This is a genomic window from Intrasporangium flavum (genome assembly GCF_001956915.1).
Classification (GTDB): domain Bacteria; phylum Actinomycetota; class Actinomycetes; order Actinomycetales; family Dermatophilaceae; genus Monashia; species Monashia flava.
The window spans coordinates 18,381-35,905 of sequence record NZ_MLJO01000022.1 but is presented as its reverse complement, the minus strand read 5'-3'; the positions used below and the strand labels follow the sequence as shown (position 1 = coordinate 35,905).

Genomic DNA, 17,525 nt, shown 5'->3' with positions numbered 1-17,525 from the left:
ACGGGGGTACCGGGCGACACGCGGCACGCTCCGTCCGTTTTGCCCCGGTATCGCAGCCTCGTGCGCAAGGATGGGGCGTGGCCCGCGAGACGAACCGACACCTCCGCGTACCACCGTCCTCCGGTCGTGCCCCCGCCGAGCGCTCGGGCGGTGCGACGCGGTGGTGACCACGTTCCTGTCGAGCCGTCGCGCCTGGGGCGCGACGGCCCTGGCGGTCCTGCTCGGCGTCGTCGTGCTCGGCGCCACGGCCGTCAAGTTCGCCCCGCCGGGCTCGAGCGTCGCGGTGTGGTGGCCCGCCGCCGGGCTCGCCGTCGCCTTCCTGCTCGTCAGCGGGCCCGATCGGCGCCGCGCCGCAGTGTTCGTGGCGGGCGTCCTCGTCGCGAGCGGCCTGGCCAACTACTACGGCGGCCGGCCCCCGCTCGTGGCAGCGGCCTTCGGCGTGGCCAACGCCCTCGAGGCCTTCGTGGTCCACCGCCTCATGACGCGCGGTGGCCGCAGGCCGCGGCTCGCCTCGATGGACGACCTCTTCCGGCTCCTCGCGGCCGCCCTCGCCGGCGCGCTCACGTTCGGGGTCCTCGCCGGCCTCGTCGTCACGGTGGGGCTGCACAGCACGTTCTTCCCCACGGCCTACGCGGTCACCGCCTCGCACGCCGCGGCGGTCCTCGTCATCGGCCCGCTCGGCATCGCCGTCGTGACGCCCCGGGTCCGGGCCTTCGGCCTCGAGGACGTCGCCCAGATGGTCCTCGTCGTCGGGGTCACGCTGTGGGTGTTCCGGCAGGGCCAGGGGCTGCCGCTCGCGTTCCTGCCGCTGCCCACCCTCGCCTGGGCCGCCACGCGGCAGGGCCTGCGGGCCGTGGCCGCGCAGCTCATCACGGTCGGCGTCCTCGCGGTGTACGGCACGAGCACCGGGGGCGGCCCGTTCGCCTTCGCCGGCACCCGTGCCGACGTCAGGCCCGAGACGGTCGGCGCGCTCACCCAGGCCTTCCTCGTGACGGCGGCCATCACGACGCTCTCGCTCGCCGTCGCCTCGACGCAGCGGCGCCGGGCCATCGCCGAGCTGCGCACCGAGGGCCAGTTCACCGCGGTCGTCCTCGACACCGCGGCCACGGCGATCGTCGTCGTCGACACCGAGGGCCGCATCGGCCGGCTCAACCGCACCGCGGCGTCGTGGATCGGCCGGCACGAGGACGAGCTCGTCGGGCTCGAGGCGGCCCAGACCTTCCCGATCGCCGAGGGCCGCGACGCTCTGGTGCGCCGGTTCGCCGGCCTGCGCGACCACGACTTCCCCGAGACCGACGAGCAGGAGTGGGTCACCCCCGAGGGTCGCCGCCGCAACATCGTCTGGTCCAACCGGTGGCTCACCGACGAGCTCGGTCGCCGCAGCCACCTCGTCAAGACCGGCGTCGACGTCACGGAGTCGCGGGCCGCGCTCGAGCGCGAGCGCCGCGTCGTCGAGGAGCTGACCGCCCTCGACCAGACGAAGAACGACTTCGTGTCCTCGGTCAGCCACGAGCTGCGCACCCCGCTCGCGAGCGTCCTCGGCTACACCGAGATGCTCGAGGACGGCGCCGCCGGCGAGCTGACGAGCCGCCAGGGCGAGCTCGTGGCGCGCATCGACCGCAACGGCCGCCGCCTGCTCGAGCTCATCGAGGACCTCCTCGTCAACTCGCGCATCGAGTCCGGGCAGCTCGACCTCGACCTGCGTCGCTGCGACCTCGCCGACGTCGTCGCGCACGCGTGGGACGGCCTGCGGCCGCTGAGCGAACGCCGCGACCTCGACCTGTCGATCGACGTCGACCGCAAGCCGGTGTGGGTGCGGGGCGACCCGGCCGCGCTCGAGCGGGTCACGATGAACCTGCTGTCCAACGCCGTGAAGTTCACGCCCGACGGCGGGTCCGTCGAGGTGTCGCTCGAGGTCGGCAACGGCCACGCCGCGCCCGCCCGCACCGCGTCCGACGGGGTCGACGGCTCGGCCGCGCCCGACGGCCGGTGCGCCCGGCTCGTCGTGCGCGACTCCGGCATCGGCATCCCGTCGGCCGACCTCGAGAAGGTGTTCCGGCGGTTCTACCGGTCCAAGACGGCCACCGACCAGGCGATCCAGGGAACCGGCCTCGGCCTGTCCATCGTCCGCGCGATCGTCGAGGGCCACGGGGGCACCATCGAGGTCGTGTCGGCACCGGGCGCCGGCGCGACGTTCACGGTGACCCTGCCGGCGCTGCCCGTGGGAGCGGCGTCGTGACGCGCGACGGCCCACCCGGGAGGCACCTCGCCGAGGTGCCGACACGGGAGCCAGCAGGAACAGCAGCGGCAACGGGGCCGCTGGACAGGGAAGCGCGGGGAGCGCTCAGGGGGAGCAGCGTGGAACGGGTGCAGGACCAGACGTGGGAGGTCAAGGCCCTCCGTCATCTCAGCGAGCTGATGAACAGGGTCAGCGCGCAGGACGACCTCGGCAGCCTCTTCGAGATGGTCGTCGAGGGTGCCGCCGACGTCGTCGGCTTCACGGTGGCGGCGATCAGCCTCGTCGACGACGCGTCGGGCGACCTCGTCGTCGTGGCCGTCGCCGGCGACGACAGCGCGAAGGCCCAGCTCATGGGCCGGCACACCCCGCGGCCGGCGATCGACCGCGAGTTCGCGGTGGCCGAGCGCTGGGGGAGCCTGCGGTTCGTCCCGGCCGACCGGCTGCCGGCCGAGTCGCAGGACGGTTGGGTGTCGACCGAGTGGCGCCCCGACGCCGACGACCCGGACGCATGGGACCCGGAGGACACCCTGTTCGCGCCCCTGCTCGACGGTGTGGGCGACCTCCTCGGCCACCTGTCGGTCGACCTGCCGCTGAGCGGCCGGCGCCCCGACGAGACCCAGCGCGCCGTGCTCGAGCTGTTCGCCAACCAGACCTCCATCGCCATCCAGGCGGCCCGCCAGCGCCACGCCCTGACCGAGCGCGTGCGCCTGGGCGAAGCGGTGAGCTCGGTGGCCCGCATCGCCCAGGACGACCTCGAGCCGGCCCAGGTGGTCGACGTCGCCGCGCCCCGGATCGCGGCCGGCCTCGCCTCCGAGACGCTCTGGCTGCGCATCTTCGGGGTCCAGGGCGACGACGAGCGGGAGAGCGTGTCGGCCCGCAGCGGTGAGGCCGTCGTGGCCCCCTCGCTCATCGACCTCGCCCACCGGCTCAGCGCCCGGCTCTGGGCCGAGGGCGTGGTGGCCGTGGCCCGCCCGGGCCGGTGCGAGCCGGCCCGCGAGTGGTCGGCGGCCGACGTCGCGCTCGCCTCGGAGTTCCTCGCGGCGGCCGCTGCCGGCTCGCTGCTGCTCGCGCCGATCGGCTCGGGCTCGGTCTGCTACGGCTACCTCGCTGCCGTGCGCAGCGCCGGCGACGCGTCGTGGACCGACGCCGAGACCCAGGCCGCGCTCGAGATGGCCCGCGACCTCGGGCGGGCCGTGCGCAACGCCCGGCTCTACGCGGCCGAGCGGCGCGTCGCCGACGAGCTGCGCGAGGCCGACCGCAGCCGCACGCAGCTGTTCTCGACCGTCTCGCACGAGCTGAAGAACCCGCTCGCCTCGATCGTCGGCCACGTCGAGCTGCTCCGCAGCGACCCCGACAACCTCGCCTGGTCGCTCGGGGTCATCGGGCGCAACACCGAACGGCTCCAGCTGCTCGTCGACGACCTGCTCACCCTGTCGCGGGTCAGCGACCCCGACCGGGCCATGCCCTTCACCGACGTCGACCTCGGCGAGCTGACCCGTGACGTCGTCGACATGTTCCGGCCGCGGGCCGACGGGCAGGAGGTCGGGCTCACCTTCGACGGGCCGGCCGGCGTGCCGTCGGTGCGGGGCAGCGCCGACGACCTCGAGCGCGTCGTGCAGAACCTCGTGAGCAACGCCGTGAAGTTCACGCCGGCGGGCGGCGCGGTCAGCGTCTCGCTCGAGCGGCGCGGCGAGGGTCTGGCGCTGACGTGCGTCGACGACGGCATCGGCATCTCGGTCGACGACCAGGAGCGGCTCTTCACCGAGTTCTTCCGCGGCACCAACCCCGAGGGTCTCAAGGTGCCGGGCACGGGCCTGGGCCTGTCGATCGCGCACCGGGTGGTGGAGCGCCACGGCGGCCGGCTCGAGGTGGAGTCCGAGCTCGGCCGCGGCACGAGCGTCACCCTGCTGCTGCCCGTGGCCTGACCTCGGGGCGGGGGCGCCGGACGGCGGCGACCGCGCGCCGCCACGCCGCGGTGACCGGACGCGTCCACACCCACCAGTAGGCCAGCCCGAGCGCCATCGAGCCGACGAACGCCGGCACCGGGTGGCCCCAGAGCAGCTCGAGGGCCTGCCAGTGCACGACGTACACGTAGAGCGAGGCCGAGGCGAGCACCTGCACGACGGGCACGAGCCGGGCCGGCACGCGGGTCACCGGGCGCCACAGCAGCAGGAGGACGAAGGCGGCGGTCAGGCCGTCGCGGGCGGGGTTGAACGAGAACGTCCCGATCATCGCGACCGCGACGAGGGTGGCGAGGCGCCGCTGCGCCGGGGTCGCGGCCCGCGCGAGGGCCCAGCCGAGCAGGAACAGGTGCAGCACGACGAGGGCCGAGCCGTGCATCCGCGGCACGGGCAGGGGCAGCACCGGCAGGCGGAAGAGGACGAACGTCGCGGCGGCCAGCGCGAGCGGCAGCCCGAACGGGTGGCGCCGGTCGAGCGCGGCCACCCGCTGCGACGCGGTGAGCCCGGCGACCGCGACGAGGGCCACGACCATGGCCTCGACGAACCAGAACCGCCACGGCGGCCCGAGCCGTTCCTGCCCGAAAACCCAGTTGGCGAGGAACAGGTTGCGCGTCTCGTAGTCGCCGACGAGCACGTGGGCGGTCACGATGACGACGAGCGCCGGCACGGCGATGCGGACCGCGGCGCCGAGCACGCGGCGGACCCGGCGGCGGCGGTCGGGGCCGGCCAGCTGGAAGCGGGCCAGCTGGTAGCCGGCGACGACGAGCAGCGCGTTGGCAGTGCCCTGCAAGGCGAAGAGGTCGGCGTGCGTGCCGACGATGAGGACGATGGCGAGGGCGCGGAGCCAGACCCCCGTCTCGACGGTGCGCCACCTGACTCGCTCCGCGGTGGCGCGGGTCGCCTTGTGCCACAGGCGGGTCGACGCGTGTGAGGAGGAGGCGGCGTCGGGGTGGGCGGCTCGGGTCGACGTCTCGGTCGTCGTGTCGCGCATCAGCTCGAGGTCGGCGACCGGCGTCACGTGCCAGCTCCCGGGCAGGTGGCCGAGCAGCTGCTCGAGGCGGATCGACACCTCGACGTAGGAGAGCGAGTCACCGCCGAGCGACACGAAGGTCGCGTCGTCGGCGACCTCCCGCTGCAGCAGCCCGGCGTACAGGTCGGCGACGGCCCGCTCGGGCGCGTCGGCCGAGGTGGAGGGGGTGGCCTCGGCCCGGGCCGGGCAGTCGTCGCACGCGAGGGCGAGCACCGTCGGGTAGTCCGGCTTGCCCGACGCGAGCACCGGCTGGTCGGTCACGGGCACCACACGAAGCGCCTCGCGCGGGACGCCGCATGCGCGGATCGCCTTGCGCCGCAGAGTCTCCCGTGCAGGTGCAGCCATGGCGCCAGAGGCGGCCACGGCGACGAGGCCGTCGCGGCCGGCGCACCGCACGTCGTGGCCCTCCTCGCGCAGCCGGCCCTCGAGGGCGTCGAGGTCGACGCGGTGGCCGAGCACCTTGACGAACCGCGCGCGGCGGCCCGTGACGCGCACCAGGCCCTCCGGTGTCACCTCGCCGAGGTCGCCGGTGCGCAGCGCGTCGACGGTGCGGCCCAGCGCGAGGTCGGCCGGCCCGTGGGCGTAGCCGAGCATGACGTTGGGCCCGCGGAAGACGATCTCGCCGTCCTCCACCTCGACCGACGCGCCGGGGACCGGCAGGCCCACGGTGTCGGGGTGGTCGACGGCGAGGTCGGCAGGCAGGTAGGTCATCCGGGCCGTGGCCTCGCACTGGCCGTACATGACGACGAGGTCGAAGCCGTGCTCCTGCCCGAGCTCGGCGAACCGACGGACGCGGGCGGGGTCCATGCGACCGCCGGCCTGGGTGACGTACCGGAGCGTCGGCAGGTCGCGCCCGGCGAAGCCGCTTCGCTCGAGCAGCTCGAAGGTGTGGGGCACGCCCGGGAAGGTCGTGGCGCCGACCTCGCGGAACCGCGTCCAGAAGCACTCGTCGACGACCGACCGGTCGGTGAGCAGCACGGCCGCGCCGCGGGCGAGGTGGGTCGTGAGGACGGACAGGCCGTAGCAGTAGGTCAGCGGCAGGGTCAGGGCCGCGCAGTCGTCAGGCCGCACGCCGAGCGCGGCGTCGATCTGGGCGGTGTTGGCGTCGAGGTTGTCGTACGAGAGCCGCACGAGCTTGGCCGAGCCGGTCGAGCCGCTCGTGCTGAGCAGCAGTGCGAGGTCGGGGTGCAGGTCGTGCGCCGACTCGTCGCGGAGCACCTCGAGACCACCGGACGCGTCGAGGACCACGTCGGGGTCGTAGGCGGCGGCCAGGCGCTGGGCCGCCTCGCCCGGGGTCGTGAGGAGCACGACGTGCCCGGCCTGGAGCGCCGCGAGGTGCGCCACGACGGCCTCGAGCGTGCTGCGGCCCTCGACGAGGACGAGCCGGCGCGGGCCGGCGAGCCGCTCCGCGAGGTCCTCGACGCGTCGGGCGAGCTCGGCATAGCCGACCGGGCCGGCGTCGGTGTGCAGGGCCGTGCGCGTCCCGTGCTCGTGCAGGCGCGACACCCACGGCAGCTCGGCTGCCGGGCGGAGGGGGAGGGCGGTCGCGGTCACGCGGCACAGTCAATAAGGTTAGGCATACCTAAGGCAAATGCAGGGGGTCGATTCGGACCCGAGGGAAGGGTCGGCTAACCTGCATTACGTCAGGCAAACCTGTCCTAATTCGTCCTGGCTCTCCCGCAGGTCCACCCGTACGCCCCGTGCCCCCAGACGCAGAACCAGGAGCCCTTCGTGACGCGCCGCCGTACCGTTCTCCTCGCCGCCACCGCGGCCGCTGCCACCGTCGCGCTGTCGGCGTGCGGCAGCAGCCTCGAGGCCACCGGCGACCTCGACTCCGCCAAGCTGACGATCTACAGCGCGCAGCACAAGAACCTCACCGAGGAGTGGGGCAAGGAGTTCCAGGACAAGACCGGCATCCAGGTGCAGGTGCGCTACGGCAACGACTCCTCGATGGGCTCCCAGATCGTCCAGGAGGGCGCGAGCTCGCCCGCCGACGTCTTCCTCACCGAGAACTCCCCAGCCATGACGACCGTCCAGAAGGCCGGCCTGCTCGCCCCCGTCGAGGCCGCGACGCTCGGCCAGGTCGGGCCGCAGTACGTGCCGTCGTCGAAGGACTGGGTCGGCATCGCCGCTCGCTCGACCGTGCTCGTCTACAACCCGAGCAAGATCTCCGAGTCGCAGCTGCCGGCCTCGCTCATGGACCTCACCAAGCCCGAGTTCAACGGAAAGTGGGGCGCGGCCGCCGGCGGCGCCGACTTCCAGGCCATCGTGTCGGCGGTTCTCGCGACGCAGGGTGAGGCCAAGACCTCCGAGTGGCTCGCCGGCCTCAAGTCGGGCGCGAAGATCTACCAGAACAACATCGCGACGATGAAGGCCGTCAACTCCGGCCAGTCGGCCATGGGCGTCATCTACCACTACTACTGGTACCGCGACCAGGCCCTCGACAAGGAGAGCAGCGGCAACACCAAGCTGCACTACTTCAAGAACGAGGACCCCGGCGCCTTCGTCAGCCTCTCCGGCGGCGGCGTCCTCAAGAGCAGCAAGCACGCGGCCGACGCCCAGAAGTTCCTCGCGTTCGTCACGAGCAAGGAGGGCCAGAAGGTCCTCGGCACGACCGACGCCAAGGAGTACGCCGTCGGCACGGGGGTCGCCTCCGACCCCGCGCTGCCGCCGCTCGACTCCCTCCAGGCACCGAAGATCGACCCGTTCACGCTCAACGGCCCGAAGGTCATCGAGCTGATGACGAAGGCGGGGCTCCTCTAGGTGACCGCGACCCCGACGAGCCCGCTGCCGGCCGCCAACGGCCCGGCCGCGGCACCCGCCGCCCCGAAGCCCCCCACCACGCGGGGGCGTCGGGGCACCGGCGCGTCCCGTGGGGCGTCGGCGCGGGCCTCGCTCCCGCTGCGCGCGGCGGCGCTCGTCGTCGCGCTGCTGTGCGCGCTGCCGCTCGTCGTCGTCGTGGTCAAGGCGTTCGAGTCCGGCGCGGGGGAGGCGTTCGCGCTCGTGTGGCGCCCCCGCGTCGGAGAGCTGCTCGGCAACACCGTCGCGCTCGTCACGCTCACCGGCATCGCGTCGACGGTGCTCGGCGTCGGCGCCGCGTGGCTCGTCGAGCGCACGTCGCTGCCGGGTGCCTCGTTCTGGCGCATCGCCTTCGTCGCACCGCTCGCGGTGCCGGCGTTCGTCAACAGCTTCGCGTGGTCGGCCCTCGTGCCCGGGCTCGAGGGCCTGGCCGGGGCTGTCATCGTCACGACGCTGTCGTACTTCCCGTTCGTCTTCCTACCGGTCGCCGCGCTGCTGCGTTCGGGCGACCGGGGTCTCGAGGAGGCCGCCCGGGCGCTCGGCCTCGGCCCGTGGCGCACCTTCCTGCGGGTCGGCCTGGCCCAGATGCGCCCGGCCCTGCTCGGCGGCGTCCTGCTCGTCGCGCTGCACCTGCTCGCCGAGTACGGCGCGCTCGAGATGCTGCGTTTCCCGACCTTCACCACGGCGATCCTCGACCAGTTCGAGGTGGCCTTCGACAGCCGCTCGGGCAGCGTGCTCGCCGTCGTCCTCATCGCGCTCGCCGTCACCGTCCTCACCGTCGAGCTGCTCGCCCGCGGCCGCACCCGCCACGCCCGCGTCGGGTCGGGCACCGCACGCCGGGCGGCCCCCGCGTCGCTCGGCCGGTGGACGCCGCTCGCGCTGGCGTTCGCCGCCGCGCTGACGCTCCTCGCCGTCGGCGTCCCGGCGTGGAGCCTGGGGAAGTGGCTGCTGCGCTCCGACGAGGCGATGGAGCCGGCCAACCTCGGACCGACGCTGTGGTCGACGCTCGCGCTCGCCCTCACCGCCGCCGTGGTCACCACGGTCGCCACGGTGCCGGCGGCGTGGCTCATCGCCCGGCACCGCACGTGGTTCGCCGTCGCGGTCGAGCGCGTCACCTACCTCGCGGCGTCGCTGCCCGGCGTCGTCGTCGCGCTCGCCCTCATCACCCTGACGATCGGCTTCGCCCGCCCGCTCTACCAGACCACGACGGTGCTCGTGCTCGCCTACGTCGTGCTGTTCATCCCGCGGGCCATGGTGGCCACCCGCGCGGCCATCGCGGCCGTGCCGCCCGAGCTGGGCGACGCCGCCCGGGCGCTCGGCGACAACCCGGTCCGGGCGTTCGTGCGCGTCCAGCTGCCGCTCATGCTCCGCGGCACGATGGCCGGCTTCGCCCTCGTGTTCATCGCCGTCAGCACCGAGCTCACGGCCACCCTTCTTCTCGCACCCACCGGCACGCAGACGCTCGCCACGGCATTCTGGGATGCGAGCGCGTCGCTCGACTACGCCGCCGCCGCGCCCTACGCCGCCGCGCTCGTGCTCCTGTCGGCGCCCCTGACCTACCTGTTGCTCCACGGCAAGAACGAGGAACCCCAGACGTGAAGACGCTCCAGCTCTCGGGCATCACCGCCTCGCACGCGGGCACGCCGGTGCTCCACGGCATCGATCTCACGGTGCCCTCCGGCACGACGACCGCCGTCCTCGGCCCCTCGGGCTGCGGCAAGACGACCCTGCTGCGCGTCGTCGCGGGCTTCCTGCGCCCGGACGCCGGCCAGGTGCGCCTCGGCGACGACGTCGTGGCCGGCCCCGGCGCCTGGGTGGCGCCCGAGCGGCGCGGCTTCGGCTACGTCGCCCAGGAGGGCAACCTCTTCCCGCACCTCGACGTCGCCGCCAACATCGCCTACGGGCTGCCACGCCGCGAGCGCCGGGCCAGGGCGCGCGTGGCCGAGCTGCTCGAGCTCGTCGGGCTGCCCGGCGACTTCGCCTCGCGTCGCCCCGACCAGCTCTCCGGCGGCCAGCAGCAGCGCGTCGCGCTCGCCCGGGCCCTGGCCCGGCGCCCCCGCATCGTCCTGCTCGACGAGCCGTTCTCGGCGCTCGACCCCGAGCTGCGCGTCGCCACGCGTGACGCCGTCGCCACCGCCCTCGCGCACGAGCAGGCCACGGTCGTGCTCGTGACCCACGACCAGGCCGAGGCACTGTCGTTCGCCGACCAGGTCGCGATCATGCACGAGGGTCGGTTCACCCAGGTGGGCGCGCCCGCCGAGGTCTACCGGGCCCCGTCCGACCGCCGCTCGGCCGTGTCGCTCGGTGAGGCGTGCTTCCTCGCCGGACAGCTGCGCGACGGCGCCGTGACGTGCGCGCTCGGGACGCTCCCGGTCGCCTCCGCCCGCGGCACCGGGGCCTGCGAAGTGCTGATCCGGCCCGAGCAGCTGCGCCTCGACGAGACCGGCGCCGCCGGGCCCGGTGGGGCGCTCGCCGAGGTCACCCGGTGCGCCTTCTACGGCCACGACGCACTGGTCGAGCTGCGCCTCGACGACGCGTCCGGCGCGTCCACGCTCCTGTCGGCCCGCACGTTCGGTGGCCGCACGCCGAGCGTCGGCTCGCGTGTCCGGGTCAGCGTCGAGGGCGAGCCGCACCTCATCCGCGTCGACGGCGACCTCGTCGGGGCCTGAGCCCGACGCGTCGGTCGTCGGCCCGCTCAGGCGCGGGCGACCGCGAGGCCGCGCGTGTAGTGGCCGGCGTCGAGGTCCTCGAGCAGCGTCGGACCGGTCGGCTCCCAGCCGAGCCGGCTGCGGGTCTGCTCGCTCGAGGCCGGCAGGTCGAGAGCGAAGAAGCGCCCGATCCAGCCGAAGTGCTCCATCGCTGCCGCGGGGTCGACCGAGACCGTCGGCACACCGAGGCCCCGCCCGAGGGCCTCGGCGATGTCGCGAGCGGTGACGCCCTCCTCGGCGACGGCGTGGACCACCGAGGGACCTGACGCGTCCTCGAGCGCCAGGCGCACGAGGCGGGCCGCGTCGGAACGGTGCACGGCCGGCCAGCGGTTCGACCCGTCGCCGACGTAGGCGGCCACGCCCGTCTCGGCCGCGACCTGGGCGAGGCGCGCGGTGAAGCCGTGGTCGCCGGAGCCGTGGACGGTGGGGGAGAAGCGCAGGGCCACGGGCCGGAGACCGCGGCCGGCGAAGGAGATCGCGAGCTCTTCGCTGCCGCCGCGGGGCAGGTCGGCCCCGCCCGGCGCGGCGTCGGCCTCGGTGAGCACCCGGCCCGGGCTCAGGGCGACGCCGGAGGCGAGCAGCAGGGCGCGACCCGAGCCGGCGAGCACGTCGCCGAGGGCCGCGACGACGGCGCGCTCGGTCCGCCCGGAGGCCTCGTAGTCGGTGAAGTCGTGCTTGAAGCCGAGGTGGACGACGGCGTCGGCCTGGTCGGCGCCGCTGCGGATCGAGGCGAGGTCGTCGAGGTCGCCGCGCACGACCCGGACGCCGCGCTGCTCGAGGGCGGATGCCGAGGCGTCGCTGCGGGCGAGGCCGTCGACCTCGTGACCCGCCTCGAGCAGCTCGCCGACGACGGCCGAGCCGATCCAGCCCGAGGCTCCGGTGACGAAGACGCGCATGGGGGTTCTCCTTGGGGTTCGGTGGACGACGTGATGTCAGTCGCTGACATCGACGGTAACACCACATGTCAGTGACTGTCATCAGTAGACTCCGGCCATGGGTCGATGGGAGCCGGATGCGCGCGGGCGCCTCACCCGTGCCGCGCTCGAGCTCTACGCCGAGGTCGGTTACGAGCAGACGACGGTCGCCGACCTCGCGGCGCGCGCCGGTGTCACCGAGCGCACCTTCTTCCGCCACTTCGCCGACAAGCGCGAGGTGCTCTTCGACGGCTCCGACCGACTGCTCGGCGCGATCCTCGACGCCGTCGCGGCCGCCGACCCGGCGGTCGGACCCGTCGACGCGGCCGTCGCCGGCATGCTCGCGGCGGCCCCGGTGCTCGAGGAGCGCGGCGACTTCGCGCGCCGGCGGGCGGCGGTCGTCGCGGCCAACACCAGCCTCCAGGAGCGTGAGCTGCTGAAGCTGGCATCCATGGGTTCGGCTGTGGCGCAAGCACTTCGGGACCGAGGCGTGCCGGAGCCTGCCGCCGGTCTCGCAGCCGAGCTGGCGGTCACGGTCTTCCGCGCCGGCTTCGAGCGCTGGGTCCTCGACGCGACGCGCGGCCTCGCCCGGCACCTGCGCGACGTCGTCGCCGACCTGCGTGCCCTCACTGCCGGCTGAGTCCACCTCCGCCCGGTCGGTCCCCCACCTTGGGAAGTGGCTGGGGGAGGAAGGCCTCGATCCGCCCCAAACCGGTCTGCACCTGCGAACTACCTGCCAGTCCAAGCGATCTCGTCCGCCCGATGCACGTGCAGACCTACGGTGGCAGGCAGCCTGCGACTCGGAGGCCCTGTGCAGGCCCGAGGGGTCGGCCTCGCGCCGACCCGTGTGCGGAAGGACCGTCCATGATCGGACACGGGCTCACCAGACGTCACGTCACGGCAACCCTGGTCGCGCTGGGGCTCGCGGGCGCCTCGAGCGTCCTCGGTGCCGGCTCGGCGAGAGCGGCCAGCGACTACAGCGGAGCCGCCTACCAGGTCGAGCTCTCGCTCAACTGCACGAAGCCGGGCGCGCCCTGCCAGAACATCTTCGGGCTGGGAGGCATCTGGGGCTGGATCGCCCTCATGCCGGGCGACGCCACGAAGACGTGGGGGACCGGCAACGCCCAGATCGCCGAGTGTGGGCACGCGGGCGCCGGCGGTGGTGGCGCCGGCGCCGGCCACGAGTCCTACGACCCGAGCTGGCAGGTCTTCGAGTCGGCCACGCCGCCCTCGCCGACGACGCCGAAGGACCCGAACAACCGCTACATCCTCATCGCCGGCTCGCCGGACGGCCAGGTGGCCCCGTTCATCGTGCCGGCCACGTACGGCCACTACTCCGTGAGCTTCATGGGCGCGTTCGGGCAGGAGCAGGTCGCCCCCTGAGGGGGCCACGGCACGCCTGGGGCCGCAGTCCGGGTGGGTGGCGGGCCGCAAGCCGGCGACCGACCCGGCCTGCGGCCCCCGGTCGCGGCCACGAGTGCCGGCCGCCCCTCAGCCGAGCAGGGTTCCCTCAGCCGAGCTGGACGCCTTCGGATCGGGCAGGCGGAGCATCCGGAACGAGGTGACCAGCCCGAACAGCGCGGCGAGGATCGGCACGAGCATCGCCACCTGCAGCGCTCGTGGCCTCGCCTCGGTGTTGATCCGGATGATCTCGGCCTGGATCTCCGGTGGCTGGCCGGCGATCTGCTGCTGGAGGGCGGTGTTGCTCATGACCTCGGCGTCCTCCTCGAGAGTCGCGGCGACCTGCTGCTGGTGCTCCGGTGGCAGGACGGTGCTCGACTCCGCCAGGTTCGTGAACGTGAACGACAGGGTCGCGAGCATGATCGCGCCGGCGAACGCGAGCCCGAACGACAGGCCGAAGGACCCGCCCGCCGAGTTCACGCCGGCCGCCTCGCTGACACGCTCCTCGGTGATCGGCGCGAGGGTGTAGTTGTTCAGCTGGGAGACGAGCAGCCCGAGCCCCGACCCGGCGACCAGGAGGGGGAGTGTCAGCGCCCACCCCGATGTCGCACGCGGCACGATCGGCACCACCGCCAGCATCCCCAGCAGGAGCAGCACGAAGCCGACGCGGATGATCCCGGCCGGGCGCCGGTCGGCGGCACGCTTGCCGGCCAGCATGGCGACGGCGAACATGCTCAGCGACAACGGGGCGATCGACAACCCCGACTCCAGGGCGTTGTACTCGAGCACCATCTGCAGGTAGATCGGGAGCGCGATCATCGTGCCGCCCAAGGAGATCTGCTGCATCATCTGACCCGAGATGCCGAGCCGGAAGGGCTTCGAGCGGAAGAGGTCCGGGTCGAGCAGGGCCGCCTTGCCCCGGCTCTTGCGCCGCCGCAGCCAGAAGGCGAGGCCCGCGAGAGCGGCGCCGCCGAGCAGCAGCAGGGCCAGCACGAACTCGCCGCCCTCCTGCCAGACGAGGATCCCCAGCACGAGACCGCCCATCCCGACGACCGACATCGCCGAGCCGACGAGGTCGATCCTGCGCTCCCCGGTGTACGGCACGTCCTTGACCAGTCCGATCCCGGAGAGCACGACCGCGATGATCACCGCCTCGAGCAGGAAGCCGACGCGCCAGGACAGGAAGGTCGTGATGAACCCGCCGAGCAGCGGTCCGACGGCGGCCGCGATGGCGGCCGCGGCGCCGACCAGGGCGTACACGCGCTTCTGCGCGGCTCCCTCGAAGTTGCCGTGGATCAGCGACTGCATCGCCGGCAGGAGCAGCGAGGCACCGACGCCGCCGACGAGGGCCCAGAACACGATGATCGCCGTCAGGCCCTGCGCGAGCGTCATGGCGACGGCGCCGACGGCGTACCCGAGCAGGCCGAGGACGTAGGCCCGCTTGCGCCCGAAGAGGTCCCCGACCTTGCTGCCGATGAGGATGAACGCCGCCGACACCAGCGCCTCGAGCGCGATGGCCGACTGCACCCCGCTCACGGTCGTGTCGAGGTCGCGCACCACCGCGGAGATCGACACGTTCATCAGGGAGGTGTCGACGACGAGCACGAACATCGCCATCGCGAGCAGGACCGCGAGCCTGCCGTTGAAGGGCGTCTCCGCCGGTGTGCCACTGCCTGCCTGCGTCGCTTCCGCGTCCACCCGCCTCACCGCCCACACGTCGCGAGGGGCGGCCCGGATCGTGGACGCCGTGGTGCGGCCGTCCGTGCCGACCTCCTTCCCATCATGGCCGACCGGTATCGCCGGCCGTGGGCGTATCGCCGCACCCGCCCGTGACGGTCATCCGGGCGGGGTGATGCGAGGGGGGCGCCGACGCGGCTGTCATGGGTGCTGGACCCTTCCACCGGGTCCCCGAACGAAAGGCAGAACCATGACGGAATCCGCCGCGGAGGCACCGGTCCTCGACCTTCTGGCTCGGATGACGGCCGACTCGGTCGACACCTCCAGCCTCGACCCCGGGACGTTGATGCTCGTGCGCATCGCGGCGTTGGTCGCCGTCGACGCGCCCCCGTTCTCGTACCTGACGAACCTTGCTGCTGCAGGTGACGCAGGGCTCGACGTCGAGGACGTCCGCGGCGTCCTGGCGGCCATCGCGCCGATCGTCGGGACGGCCCGCGTCGTCGCGGCCACGGGTCGGATCGTGGACGCGCTCGGCCTCGCGCTCGAGGTCGCGGAGCAGGACGCGGAGATCGCGGAGGAGGGCGGCGGGCGCTGAGGGCTGGATGGTCCAGGCCCACCGGAGACGACGAAACCGCAGGCCGGCGTGGTGCCGACCTGCGGTTTCGGGTGGTGGCCAGGCCCGCGACGGGCTCAGGCCTTGCAGCGGTTCCCGTCGTTGCGGACGATCGAGTAGTAGAGGTTGCCCTCGTACACCCAGCCGTTGGTGCCGGTGCCCTGGTGGCGCACGTGCCACCAGATGTTGCCCGCCGTGTTCTTCGTCCAGCAGTGGAGCTGCACGCTCGAGGCCGTGCCGCTCTGGGTGTAGCGCGTGGCGCACTCGGCGTGCGGGCCGGCCTTGACGGGCGCGCCCTGGTTGAGGCTGTTGTAACCGCTGGAGAGGTCCTGCCACGCAGTCGAGCAGTCGACTGCCTGCGCAGACGGGGCCGCGACGACGGCGAGGCCGCCAGCGAGGGTGGCGGCGGCGCCGAGAGCCTGGAGACGGTGGGCGCGGGACCTGAGCTTCATTGCTTCTCCTTGTGGGTGAGGTGCCTGCGGGAGAAGTGGACCGAGCGGCGCTAACAAGCCGCTAAGTCACGCCGGACGGCTCGCACCCGGGAACGACGAAGCCGCAGGTCAGAGGGCTCTGATCCTGCGGCTTCGGGTGGTGGCCAGGGGCGGGGTCGAACCGCCGACCTTCCGATTTTCAGTCGGACGCTCGTACCAACTGAGCTACCTGGCCGGATCTGTGCAAACAGATACCCGGATCGCTCCGGGCGTCGCCAACTATAGCGCACGACGCGGGGCGGTCCCGACCCGGTCGGGCCGGGTCGGACCCGGTCGGACCCGGTCCGGCCCGGTCCGGCCCGGTCCGGCCCGGTCCGGTCGGTTTGGCGTTCCGGGCCGTGGTGCGTCATCGTCGGTAGCGGGTACGACACCCGACACGTGCCCGACGGGGCGGGCACGGCGCACGGCAGCCGGTCCGTGCAGCTTTCAACGAGTTGAGTCGTGAGACACTGCCGCGACTCACCCTTCACGCCTGCAGGAGACAACCATGGAGAACGGTTCCGCGCTGAACGGGGACTGGGACTTCGACCCCGCCCACACGCGCATCGGGTTCTCGGCACGCCATGCCATGGTCACCACGGTGCGGGGGTCCTTCAACGACGTGACGGGCCGCTTCTACGCCGACCTCGACGACATGTCGAAGTCCTACGCCGAGGTCGTCCTCAAGACGGCGAGCGTCGACACCCGCAGCCAGCAGCGTGACGACCACCTGCGCAGCCCCGACTTCTTCGACATCGAGAAGTGGCCCGAGATCCGCTTCGAGAGCACGCAGATCGAGGAGGTCGAGGAGCGGGCCTATATGGTCTCGGGCAACCTCACCATCCGCGACATCACCAAGCCGGTGACGATCCCGCTCGAGCTGATGGGCGTCGAGACCGACGCGGCCGGTGCGCTGCGTGCCGGCTTCGAGGGCTCGCGCCGGATCAACCGTCGCGACTTCGGCCTCGAGTGGAACATGCCGCTCGACTCCGGCGGCATGCTCGTCTCCGAGAAGATCTCCCTCGAGTTCGAGATCTCCGCGATCAAGCGGGTCGGCGACCAGCCTGCCGTGGACGCCGAGAGCGCCGAGAGCTGACCCCGTGTCGAGGTGACGCGTCGCGCCAGATCGCGACGAACCACCTCGAGCGACGCTGTGCCCGAAGGGTCCCGCTAGGCAGCGGGGCCCTTCGTGCGTACGTCGGCCACGTGCGACATCGCCTCGCGCAGCTCGTCGAGCCAGTCGCTCTCGTGCTGGCCGACGAGCTTGACGCACCAGGCGAGCGCCTCGGCGCGTGACCGGGCCACCCCGGCGTCGACGAGCGTGTCGAGGACGAGCCGCTCCGGCTGGCGCAGCCGGGTCATCGTCGGGGCGGCGACGTGCGTCCACAGCTCGGTGCGGTCACCGACGCTGACGGCCCACGAGACCTTGCGCTCGAACCGGTGCTCGGCCTCGCGTGCGATCTCGATGCGGCGGCCGCGGGTGTCCTCGCGGAAGGCCTTGGCGCGCCCCGCGCGGGCCTCGGCCCGCTCGGCGTCGCTCGAGCCGTCGGGCAGGTCGACGTCGTCGATGGTGAGCCGCACCGTGATCTCCTCGCGGTCGACCGTGACCTCCGGCGCCTCGCGGCGCCACTCCTCGGGCAGGCGGCCGGCGAACCAGCCGCGCACCCGCTCCTGTGCCTCATTCGTAATCATGTAATCAGGATTACTCGATTG

At 73.3% G+C, this 17,525-nt stretch carries 14 protein-coding genes and 1 tRNA gene; 9 read left to right on the top strand and 6 right to left on the bottom strand.

Annotated features, from left to right (window positions below; all coding sequences use genetic code 11):
• Positions 1-163 precede the first annotated feature (163 nt).
• Complete coding sequence (locus BIV28_RS15845; protein WP_207556031.1) at positions 164-2,239, top strand: ATP-binding protein; 2,076 nt, start codon at positions 164-166, stop codon at positions 2,237-2,239.
• 128 nt (positions 2,240-2,367) lie between these two features.
• Entirely contained in the window at positions 2,368-4,164 is a 1,797-nt protein-coding gene (locus tag BIV28_RS15840) for a sensor histidine kinase (protein WP_076263436.1), read from the top strand.
• On the opposite strand, the gene BIV28_RS15835 is transcribed toward BIV28_RS15840, so the two are convergent.
• Positions 4,139-6,784 carry a non-ribosomal peptide synthetase gene (locus tag BIV28_RS15835; RefSeq protein WP_076263434.1) on the bottom strand — a complete coding sequence of 882 codons (2,646 nt, stop codon included), beginning with the start codon at positions 6,782-6,784 and terminating at the stop codon, positions 4,139-4,141. The two genes, BIV28_RS15840 and BIV28_RS15835, sit on opposite strands and share 26 nt — an antisense overlap.
• 177 nt (positions 6,785-6,961) lie before the next feature.
• On the opposite strand from BIV28_RS15835, the gene BIV28_RS15830 reads away from it, so the two are divergent.
• The 3 genes from BIV28_RS15830 to BIV28_RS15820 are packed head-to-tail and all read left to right on the top strand — an operon-like array spanning position 6,962 to position 10,698.
• The gene (locus BIV28_RS15830) at positions 6,962-7,993 is read left to right on the top strand and encodes an iron ABC transporter substrate-binding protein (protein ID WP_076263432.1); all 1,032 of its coding nucleotides are present in this window, start codon (positions 6,962-6,964) and stop codon (positions 7,991-7,993) included.
• Positions 7,994-9,628 carry an ABC transporter permease gene (locus BIV28_RS15825; protein WP_076263430.1) on the top strand — a complete coding sequence of 545 codons (1,635 nt, stop codon included), beginning with the start codon at positions 7,994-7,996 and terminating at the stop codon, positions 9,626-9,628.
• The gene (locus BIV28_RS15820; RefSeq protein ID WP_076263428.1) at positions 9,625-10,698 is read left to right on the top strand and encodes an ABC transporter ATP-binding protein; all 1,074 of its coding nucleotides are present in this window, start codon (positions 9,625-9,627) and stop codon (positions 10,696-10,698) included. The genes BIV28_RS15825 and BIV28_RS15820 overlap by 4 nt, the downstream gene beginning before the upstream one ends.
• Positions 10,699-10,724: 26 nt before the next feature.
• Here BIV28_RS15820 and BIV28_RS15815 read toward each other — a convergent pair whose 3' ends face one another.
• On the bottom strand, positions 10,725-11,633 hold the full coding sequence (locus BIV28_RS15815; protein WP_076263426.1) for an SDR family oxidoreductase: 909 nt from the start codon (positions 11,631-11,633) through the stop codon (positions 10,725-10,727).
• 97 nt (positions 11,634-11,730) lie between these two features.
• Between BIV28_RS15815 and BIV28_RS15810 the strand changes: the two genes are divergently transcribed.
• The gene (locus BIV28_RS15810; RefSeq protein WP_076263424.1) at positions 11,731-12,291 is read left to right on the top strand and encodes a TetR/AcrR family transcriptional regulator; all 561 of its coding nucleotides are present in this window, start codon (positions 11,731-11,733) and stop codon (positions 12,289-12,291) included.
• A gap of 224 nt (positions 12,292-12,515) precedes the next feature.
• Positions 12,516-13,034 (top strand): hypothetical protein, encoded by a 519-nt coding sequence (locus BIV28_RS15805; protein ID WP_076263422.1) that lies wholly within the window; start codon positions 12,516-12,518, stop codon positions 13,032-13,034.
• A gap of 108 nt (positions 13,035-13,142) precedes the next feature.
• Here BIV28_RS15805 and BIV28_RS15800 read toward each other — a convergent pair whose 3' ends face one another.
• Positions 13,143-14,669, bottom strand: coding sequence for an MFS transporter (locus BIV28_RS15800; protein ID WP_083707432.1), 1,527 nt, complete (start codon positions 14,667-14,669; stop codon positions 13,143-13,145).
• A gap of 310 nt (positions 14,670-14,979) precedes the next feature.
• Here BIV28_RS15800 and BIV28_RS15795 point away from each other — a divergent pair, with 310 nt between their 5' ends.
• Positions 14,980-15,324, top strand: a complete 345-nt coding sequence (locus BIV28_RS15795; RefSeq protein ID WP_076263419.1) for a carboxymuconolactone decarboxylase — start codon at positions 14,980-14,982, stop codon at positions 15,322-15,324.
• Positions 15,325-15,419: 95 nt separating this feature from the next.
• On the opposite strand, the gene BIV28_RS15790 is transcribed toward BIV28_RS15795, so the two are convergent.
• Both BIV28_RS15790 and BIV28_RS15785 read right to left on the bottom strand, forming a co-directional pair.
• Entirely contained in the window at positions 15,420-15,794 is a 375-nt protein-coding gene (locus BIV28_RS15790; RefSeq protein WP_076263417.1) for a hypothetical protein, read from the bottom strand.
• A gap of 137 nt (positions 15,795-15,931) precedes the next feature.
• Positions 15,932-16,008: transfer RNA gene (locus tag BIV28_RS15785), tRNA-Phe, on the bottom strand.
• A gap of 312 nt (positions 16,009-16,320) precedes the next feature.
• Here BIV28_RS15785 and BIV28_RS15780 point away from each other — a divergent pair.
• A complete protein-coding gene (locus tag BIV28_RS15780) occupies positions 16,321-16,908 on the top strand; it encodes a YceI family protein (protein ID WP_076263415.1) in 588 nt (195 codons plus the stop codon).
• 74 nt (positions 16,909-16,982) lie between these two features.
• On the opposite strand, the gene BIV28_RS15775 is transcribed toward BIV28_RS15780, so the two are convergent.
• Entirely contained in the window at positions 16,983-17,504 is a 522-nt protein-coding gene (locus BIV28_RS15775) for a hypothetical protein (RefSeq protein WP_076263413.1), read from the bottom strand.
• Between the last annotated feature and the right edge of the window lie 21 nt (positions 17,505-17,525).